This window comes from Microcoleus sp. B13-B6 (genome assembly GCF_036705405.1).
GTDB lineage: Bacteria > Cyanobacteriota > Cyanobacteriia > Cyanobacteriales > Microcoleaceae > Microcoleus.
This window is the reverse complement of sequence record NZ_JAUBUJ010000044.1, coordinates 33,255-39,926: the sequence shown is the minus strand read 5'-3', so window position 1 is coordinate 39,926 and position 6,672 is coordinate 33,255. Positions and strand designations below refer to the sequence as shown.

8 protein-coding genes are annotated in these 6,672 nt (G+C 46.4%); 5 read left to right on the top strand and 3 right to left on the bottom strand.

Going from position 1 to position 6,672, the window contains the following annotated elements:
• Positions 1–221 precede the first annotated feature (221 nt).
• Complete coding sequence (locus tag QUB35_RS19930) at positions 222–419, top strand: heavy-metal-associated domain-containing protein (protein WP_333107044.1); 198 nt, start codon at positions 222–224, stop codon at positions 417–419.
• Between the two features lie 311 nt (positions 420–730).
• On the opposite strand, the gene QUB35_RS19925 is transcribed toward QUB35_RS19930, so the two are convergent.
• On the bottom strand, positions 731–1,138 hold the full coding sequence (locus QUB35_RS19925) for a metalloregulator ArsR/SmtB family transcription factor (RefSeq protein ID WP_333143498.1): 408 nt from the start codon (positions 1,136–1,138) through the stop codon (positions 731–733).
• 146 nt (positions 1,139–1,284) lie between these two features.
• Here QUB35_RS19925 and QUB35_RS19920 point away from each other — a divergent pair, with 146 nt between their 5' ends.
• Together QUB35_RS19920 and QUB35_RS19915 are read left to right on the top strand one after the other, a co-directional pair.
• Positions 1,285–1,452, top strand: a complete 168-nt coding sequence (locus QUB35_RS19920) for a metallothionein (RefSeq protein WP_333081421.1) — start codon at positions 1,285–1,287, stop codon at positions 1,450–1,452.
• A gap of 289 nt (positions 1,453–1,741) precedes the next feature.
• Positions 1,742–2,002 (top strand): DUF7219 family protein, encoded by a 261-nt coding sequence (locus tag QUB35_RS19915; protein WP_333143497.1) that lies wholly within the window; start codon positions 1,742–1,744, stop codon positions 2,000–2,002.
• Between the two features lie 291 nt (positions 2,003–2,293).
• On the opposite strand, the gene QUB35_RS19910 is transcribed toward QUB35_RS19915, so the two are convergent.
• A complete protein-coding gene (locus tag QUB35_RS19910) occupies positions 2,294–3,370 on the bottom strand; it encodes a metal ABC transporter solute-binding protein, Zn/Mn family (protein WP_333143496.1) in 1,077 nt (358 codons plus the stop codon).
• Positions 3,371–3,460: 90 nt separating this feature from the next.
• Between QUB35_RS19910 and QUB35_RS19905 the strand changes: the two genes are divergently transcribed.
• Both QUB35_RS19905 and QUB35_RS19900 read left to right on the top strand, forming a co-directional pair.
• The gene (locus QUB35_RS19905) at positions 3,461–4,180 is read left to right on the top strand and encodes a metal ABC transporter ATP-binding protein (protein WP_333143495.1); all 720 of its coding nucleotides are present in this window, start codon (positions 3,461–3,463) and stop codon (positions 4,178–4,180) included.
• A gap of 224 nt (positions 4,181–4,404) precedes the next feature.
• Positions 4,405–5,241, top strand: coding sequence for a metal ABC transporter permease (locus QUB35_RS19900; protein WP_333143494.1), 837 nt, complete (start codon positions 4,405–4,407; stop codon positions 5,239–5,241).
• 192 nt (positions 5,242–5,433) lie between these two features.
• Here QUB35_RS19900 and QUB35_RS19895 read toward each other — a convergent pair whose 3' ends face one another.
• Positions 5,434–6,489 carry a WD40 repeat domain-containing protein gene (locus QUB35_RS19895; protein WP_333143493.1) on the bottom strand — a complete coding sequence of 352 codons (1,056 nt, stop codon included), beginning with the start codon at positions 6,487–6,489 and terminating at the stop codon, positions 5,434–5,436.
• Between the last annotated feature and the right edge of the window lie 183 nt (positions 6,490–6,672).

The following is a 6,672-nucleotide window of genomic DNA, read 5'->3' as shown; positions in this document are numbered from 1 at the left end:
GGGGCGGGTTCACCAACAATATCTGCCAATAATTAACAATCTCAAAAACCCGCCCCTTTAATCGCTCGCTCGGACATAATATCATTAGTCATTAGTCGGCGCCGCAGGACTTGGCTTTTGTAGAGTCAGAATTTATGCGGACGCACTTTTGCTTGGAAAGCGAAATTAGATTAAAATAAAAGCACAATCAATACTGTCATCTACAATATTTGGCTTTTATTATGGCAATACTACTTAACGTTCCCTCGATCGTCTGCTCCGGCTGCGGTGATACAATTACCAAAGCCATCAAAACTGTTGACTCCGAAGCTACTGTCAATGTGGATGTCGCAGCTAAGACTGTTACGGTTGAGGCTCAAGCTTCTGAAGAGTCAATTACACAGGCGGTTGTTGCTACGGGCCACACCGTCCAAGATTGATATAGCCTTTCTCAGAAAGATGAGGTACTCATGGGCATAGGGCATAGGGCATAGGGCATAGGGCATACCTCACCACGCTTGAGAACCGCTATATCTAGTTGGGTGGGGGCGGGTTTACAAGATTATTGGTATTAGGCCGACATTATTGGTAAAACCCGCCCCTACAGAATTTTAAATCCATTACCAATGCCCAATGCCCTGTTTGGCCAATGCCCAATGCCCTGTTTGGCCAATGCCCAATGCCCTGTTTGGCCGATGCCCTGTTTGGCCAATGCCCAATGCCCCATGCCCAATGCCCAATGCCCAAAAGATTATTCTTCGTCTAAGTGTTCGGCGACTGCTTGGTAAAGTTCAAAAACGTGGCGATCGAGTAAACTATAAAAAACTTGTCTCCCAACCTTGCGGTAACTTACCAACCGCATCGCCCGCAATGCCCGCAACTGGTGCGATACTGCTGACTCACTCATACTCAACGCCGCAGCTAAGTCACACACGCACAGTTCTTGTTTTGCCAAAACCGACAGCAGCCGCAGACGGTTCGCATCTCCCAAAAGACTGAAAAACTCAGCCATCCGCTGAGCTTTGGCGGTGTTGAGAACCTGTGTTTGGATGTCCCCGGCCCGCAAACAGTCAACTAGGTGCGATGGATCGCACGTTGGTGTATCGTTTTGTTGGTAAGGCTGACTTATCGCTCCATTAACAGCAGAGTTGGGTGACATCTTTTCAAGGCTTGTTTTAATTCTGATTTTCATTTTAGTGCGATCGACAAACCTTTTGTAACAAAACTTTTACATTCCCTTGACTAATATCTGAATATGTGTTCAGATATTAGTAGAGATAAACAACCCCACCAGGAGAAGCTCAAATGACTACCGCCACCCAAACAAAATGTGCCTGTCCTTCATGTTCGTGCGTGGTCAGCCCCAGCGAAGCCATTGAAAAAGACGGCAAAACATACTGTTCCAGTGCTTGCGCTGACGGCCACCCCAACGGCCAAGGCTGCGGCCACACCGGCTGCGAGTGCCACAAATAAATATTCGGCTTCAGAAAAGGTTAATCACCCACTGCCAAATATCTCTAAAGGGAGATGCGAACCGCGCATTTCCCAATTTTTTTGCTTTTAGGTTAAAGAAAAGTTAAAATAAAGCTAACTTAAGGTTAAGACTGCATTAATAGACTAAATACAGAGCGAAAAAGCACAATTGCTACTTACGCAATACAATAGAAGCAAGTTAGCGCCGCGATACTGAGTACAAATAGTGCTATTAACAGCAGAGACCGAACCAAAAGTTGAATACCAAAAGTTTAATTAGGAGGGGGCAATGAAAGAGCGGGAAGATTTTTTACATCCTCGCAATCGCTACTACGGTGATTTCACGCCAGAAAACTTGGCGTTTAATGCCAACTTGCAGGAGTTTGCTCAAAAAATAACTTATATTTGCTCGCTGGAAACAGGGGGGAAAATTAGCGCTGAGAAAGCCTATAAAGATATTAAGATGCTTTGGAAAGACCTAAAATCCTCTAAGAAACAATTGGGAATTGGCCAAAAACCCCCCAGTACCGAGGAGCCACATTCACCTTAAAGTCATCTCAGTCAACGCAGCGTTTGCAATCGAAAACCCCTGCGATTGCAAACGCTGCTTTTTGCTGCGTACCCAGCAAAGGTAAGGCAATACGCTTGGGTTAAAACTATTTATTCCTCGGAGATCCCCCTAAATCCCCCTTAAGAAGGGGAGTAGGGGTTGACTTTGAGTAAGTTCTTGTCCCCCCCTTCGTAGGGGCGGTGCCCCCGTGCCCGCCCTTGGTTAGGGGGGATCAAGCTTAACTGAACCCTATTGAAATATAAGGTGCTTGCTAGGCGAACTTTAGAAAGTCTATGGTTTGGGAGTTGGTGCAGTTTCTCCTGCAAAGGAAGTACAATTACCACCGAGGCCAGAAATAATCGCGCAAGTATTAGTTTTCAGCATTCCCTGATATGTATCAGCACCGGTGCCGGGGCCGCCCAACTCGTCGCTGTAAAGTTCCTTGTCCGAAATTTCGACATTTGCCTCCCTCGCCACAGTCTCCATCAACTTCGGATTAGTTGTAGTTTCGGCAAAAATTGTCGGCACTCCTGCGGTCTTAATTTCAGAGGATAATTCGGCAATTCTTGCGGCGGTGGGCTGTTCTTCAGTCGTCACACCCTGCAAAGCTCCAGCCATCTCCAAACCGTAAGCATCGGCATAGTAACTCAGAGCATCGTGAGTGGTTACTAACTTGCGTTTTTCTGCTGCAATAGTCGCAATTTGAGCTTTTATCCAAGTATCTATTTTTTGCAACTCATCTGTTAAGCTTGCTGCATTTTTTGTAAAAAGTTGAGCATTGGTGGGGGAAACTTTGATCAATTCATCCCGAATTGTTTCTACCATACGGATGCCATTTTGAGGGTTATGCCAAACGTGAGGGTCAGGGACTTTTTCGCCTTCTGCATGGGGTTGGTTTTGGGCTTTCTCTTCGCCGTGTTCGTGGTCGTCTTTGCCCATCAGCGGTTTGGGAACGGCGAGTTCGTGGACGGCTATTTTGGGTGCGGAATTACTGCTAGATTTAATTAACTTAATGATGCTGGGTTCGTGGTTATAGCCGCCGTATAAAATCAGATTGCCCGTTTCAATCGCTTTGCGGTCTTCCGGCTTGGTTTGATAGGCGTGGGGGTCGTCTCCCGGCTTGATTAGACACGTGGTGTCGATCGAACTTTGAGCGATTTCTCTAGTTAGGTTGCAGATAACGCCAGTCGTGGCGACGACTTTGGGCAAGTTGGCGGCGGGACTGGCTTGAGTTTGAGTCGCGGCCGGACTCTCTGGCGTCCCATTGCTTGCGTTCTGCCCTCCACTGCAGCCAACCAGTCCGCAGCCCATTGCCAAAACAGCCACACCGCACAATCTGCCGCTTTTTCCAGCCCAGTTCTTTAACATTTTCACCTTTGGAACGATAATCGTTATTACTTTTTTGAGTTATCCTATTGTAGTAGCTACGAACAAGAATCGTTCTCAAAATCTCTAATTATGCTAGAAGTGCAAGACTTAGCTGTCAATTATCGAGGAATTGCGGCCCTCAACAGCGTCAATTTCCATTTAGAATCGGGGCAATTAACCGGTGTGTTCGGCCCCAACGGCGCGGGGAAAAGCACGATGGTGAAAGCGATGCTGGGATTGATCCCGGCCTGTCGGGGTTTGGTGAAATATCAGGGGCGACTGCTGAAGGAACAGTTGTCGCGGGTGGCTTATGTGCCGCAGCGATCGCAAATTGACTGGGATTATCCGATTACGGTGTGGAATGCGGTAATGATGGCGCGAACCGTCCAGACTGGTTGGTTTCGCAGCCCCTCGAAGCAGTCGCAAGAATTGGTCAAAGCTGCTTTGCTGCGGGTGGGAATGTGGGATTTGCGCGATCGGCAAATTGGCGAACTGTCTGGCGGACAGCAGCAGCGGATTTTCTTAGCAAGGTCGATCGCCCAACAAGCCGATTTATTCTTCTTCGACGAACCTTTTAACGCGATCGACAAAGCAACCGAAGAAATTATTTTCGATATTTTTGCCGAACTAAAAGCCCAAAATAAAACATTGCTAGTAATCAGCCACGATTTAGGCGAAAGTTTAAAACAGTACGACAATTTATTATTGCTCAACAAGCAGTTAATTGCAACAGGTTCCTGCCGAGAAGTTCTCACCACCGCCAATATTCAAAAAGCCTATGGATACGATTTAAGTTTAGTTTCAGCGTAAGCAAAAAAAGATTTATCTTTAAAATTGATTGTGGCACGGGCGTCTCGCCTGTGCAGTTGATTGTGGCACGGGCATCCTGCCTGTGCAGTTGATTTTGGCACGGGCATCCTGCCTGTGCAGTTGATTGTGGCACGGGCGTCTCGCCTGTGCATTTGATTGTGGCACGGGCGTCCCGCCTGTGCAATTGATTGTAGTTAAAAAAATCCTATTATTGACCTAATTCAATGTTAAACCTACTAATTGAGCCGCTACAATTCGAGTTCATGCGAAATGCGATCGCCGTCGGCATTTTGCTAGGAATTCTCTGCGCCGTTGTTGGTTCCTATTTAATTGTACAGCAAATGGGAATGATGGTGGACATGATTGCCCATTCAGTATTAGCAGGATTGCCCGTAGCTTTTTCTTTAGGTTTCAATATTTCAATCGGCGCGTTTATATCGGGAATTATCAGCGCCGTGATTATGGCGTGGATTCAGTCCCAATCGCGCCTCAAAATTGATGCAATCATGGCATTAATTTTATCTACATTCTTAGCAATTAGCGTCACCTTGATTAGCCTATTGCGGACAACCAAATTAGATTTAGACGGGTTTTTGTTTGGCAATATCTTGTCAGTTGCGCCTGCTGACGTGCAACAGACTTTTGTCATTACTTTGATTATTTTGGCGACGGTTAAAATATTTTATAAAGAACTGCTATTCTATACTTTTGACCCGTTGGGAGCGCAAGCCGGCGGTTTGGCTGTAAACTGGATTTATTTGGGGATGATTTCGGCGATTACGCTGACGATTGTTGCGAGTTTGCAAACTGTGGGGGCGCTGTTAGTAATTTCCCTATTAATCGGGCCGGGAATGACGGCGTATTTGTTGGTAAAAGAGCTACATTTAATGATGGGATTAGGAGCAATTATTGGGATTACAGCTAGCGTGAGCGGTATGTATCTAAGCTATTATTTGAATATGCCGTCAGGTGCGGCAATTGTATTAGTTGTTTTTGGGTTATTTTTAGTAGCTTTGCTGTTCAGTCCCAGTCAAGGGATTTTGACAAGAAAGAGAGGATAACACTCCTGGATGCACTTCGACGCTTAGAAACCGGGTTTTTTACTCGATGCAGTCTGCAACGAAGTAGACCCTCGAAAAACCCGGTTTCTGGATACCCGTGGGTAAGTCCTAAAGTTTTCAATTGTTTATGTTTTGGTCAAACGGGTGCTTATGCGAACTTAGCGCCGCCCGAACCCTTTGCCGCCCATAGATTTATGACCAAACCAGCAATTCGCCTCCACAGCCGCCAGCGGCGAGAAACTGACCTTCGGGATGCCATGCGAGACAGGAAAAACCGCCCTCTGCGCCTTCTAGAATTTGCAGCAATTGTTCTGCTTCCTCCCACAAACAAACTTGACCGTCTGCGGCGGCAGAAGCTAATAAAAATGTGGTAGGTTGAAAGGCGATCGCATTTACAACTTTTTCATGCACTTCTAACCCCCAAGAATCCCAACCGACACTTTCATCAGCGTGTTTTTCCCACACTGAAATGCCTTCCGAACTCGCAGCCGCTAACAAAGGCGCCCCCAAGGAATTAGTTTTATCCGACCAAGCTAACTGCCGAACTTTCCCCGGAAAACCCTGCATTACCCACGGTTCAAAATTACCCCATTCATTAACAATTAGAGTATTGTCCATATTGCCGCAAGCTAAATATTCCCCTTGTGGCGACCAAGAAACGGCACCGGTTGCAGAGGGTACTGATAAAATTTCCGGGTCTTCGTCCCAGTCTTCGCCATGCCAAACTTTGACACCTTGATAGCCGCTAACTGCCAGATATTGAACCATCGGATGCCATGCTAAATCGAGAATAGATGATGACTCGAAATTCAGCGTTACTTCAACAACATTATCCTCAGCATTCCAGACTTGAACGTAGCGGCCCATACTGAAAGCTAACTGGTTGCAGTTGGGACTCCAAGCTAACTTATCAACCCAGACGCGCTGGTTATCCAAATCAGCAATTAATTCACCAGAATTAACGCGCCAAATTCGCACTTTTCCATCTTGTCCGCCAGCAGCTAGGAATTGACTGTCGCGGGAAAAAGACAAGCAATCGGCTGATTTCTCCGTAGCACTTTGTAGCGTTTGCAAGGACAATTCATTAACTGCCCCTACTTTCGCCAGCATCACTTCCCCCGCCGCAGAACAGACTGCTAAAGTTTTGCCATCCGGCGACCAAGTAACAGCAGTTATGTAGTCAGACAGCATGGCTTCGGCATGAATTTCTAGGGTTTGTTCACTTTTATTTGTCTTTTTGCTACCCATATTTATTGAATCTGAGATGTTGTACTATTCTTAAGAACGGGCAAGATGCCCGTTCCACAAGAAATGAATTTTCATCTTGTGGAACAGGCATCTTGCCTGTTCCCTTCCACAAAAGATGAATTTTCATCTTGTGGAACAGGCATCTTGCCTGTTCCCTTCCACGGGCAAGATGCCCGTGCCACA